The organism is Nocardia sp. NPDC047038 (assembly GCF_040644075.1).
In the GTDB taxonomy this organism is placed as follows: domain Bacteria; phylum Actinomycetota; class Actinomycetes; order Mycobacteriales; family Mycobacteriaceae; genus Nocardia; species Nocardia sichangensis.
Window position 1 is genome coordinate 1 of the sequence record NZ_JBEYVQ010000055.1, and the last position, 1,453, is coordinate 1,453.

The 1,453-nt window shown below is 63.3% G+C and carries 3 protein-coding genes; all 3 read left to right on the forward strand.

What is annotated here, in order from left to right:
• A partial coding sequence (locus ABZ824_RS39715; protein WP_356970053.1) for a hypothetical protein occupies positions 1 to 430 on the forward strand: 430 nt, incomplete at its 5' end.
• Positions 427 to 1,209, forward strand: a complete 783-nt coding sequence (locus tag ABZ824_RS39720; protein WP_356970054.1) for a hypothetical protein — start codon at positions 427 to 429, stop codon at positions 1,207 to 1,209. The genes ABZ824_RS39715 and ABZ824_RS39720, both read left to right, overlap by 4 nt.
• The coding region (locus ABZ824_RS39725) for a hypothetical protein (RefSeq protein ID WP_356970055.1) at positions 1,209 to 1,453 on the forward strand (245 nt) is incomplete at its 3' end. The genes ABZ824_RS39720 and ABZ824_RS39725, both read left to right, overlap by 1 nt.

The window sequence follows — 1,453 nt, forward strand, 5'->3', positions numbered from 1 at the left end:
CGCCAAACGCTCCCCGAGATCAGGACCGGTTCCCGATCCCTTCGACGTCGGCGAACTCGGCGACCACACGAGCGAACTGGACCCAGCCCTGGTGGCCGCCGTCAATGAACTCCTGGCCACAGTGACACAACCGACCAGCCTCACAGAACTACTCGCCTCCGCATCAACGCACGCCAGCCGATCTCCGGACTTATCACCGGCGCAACGGATCCTGCTGCCCTGGGCGGTCGCGGTGACTGTCGGCACCGCCTACACAGGCGGAGCCGAGGCACCCGCAGACGGCGAAGCGGACATCGACCGCACGCGCGTCGTGGTCGTGCGCACCGGCGCCACGATCGACGCCGGCGCGGTAACCGGGGACGACCTGCTCATACTGCCTGCCGAACCCGAACCACATCAGACAAGCCACCGATCGTCAGGAGAACCATGATGGACGGAATCGACACGGGCCGGTTGATCTCCTTCGCCACCAAAATGTCGGTAACCCCGGGACGATCCGGTGAGGCAGCCGAATACGAACGCCTGATCACGCGATATCAGAGTGACGCGGAATTCCAGCAACTCGTCGACGACTTCCTCGAGGGCGCCCAGTGCGCTGTCAGCAGTGTGCGCACAGAGAGCGGATTGATCCTGCGATCTGACCCCGACGGGCCGTGGTGCTGGCCGGAAGCAGCCAGTGAACTGCCCTGGAACAAGAATTCACCGCGACCGGCAGAGCGGGCCTGCAGAATGCTCGTCATCCCCGCTCTGCTCGCCTTCATTGCCCCATCGGCCGCCGACCTCGAAGACCTGCTGGCGGACCCCACGCTGCGACCCCCGGCAGTTCCGGTCCGTGAACTCGAAGAATTCATCAGAACCTACGCAGAATATTGTGACCAGCAGAACCCGGACCCGGACTCCGACGACCCACCCGTATGGTGGCAGTGGCTGCAACTGACCGCCTTGGGCGACACCCCGACACAGCAACGCGCCAGCCGCGTCGACACCACCCATCTCGTGTACGACGTCCTGCTGTTCTTGAGCAAGAAGGGACTGCTGAGCAAGTCCGGCGACACGCCTGCGCGCGATACCGTTTTCCGTCCGAAACGACGAATCCTCGCCCACTACGAGGATATGTTCTGCGATGAAGTATTCGTAGGGCTACAGAAATTCAGTGCGGTGAACCGGCCTGACGGCGCAACAGGATCGGAAATCCGAGGGGATGCATAATGGGCCCGATCACAGGATTCCGTATCGTCAACCTGCGCGTCAGAGACAATCAGTCCGGCCCGGAAAGCCGCGACAAAGTGGCGTATCCGGATCTCACCCTCGACCTGGACACCGGCGGCCACGTCGTCATCGGCCTGGAGAACGGTGGCGGCAAAGGCACCCTGCTGGGTTTCCTGTTCCACGTCTTCGCGCCCGCGGACCGGCAGTTCCTCCCACGGCTTGCCCAGCGCCGACAACGAAAACA

Excerpts from the sequence above, each read along its gene's own strand:
- ABZ824_RS39720 (WP_356970054.1), top strand. The coding sequence starts at position 427 with ATGATGGACGGAATCGACACGGGCCGGTTGATCTCCTTCGCCACCAAA.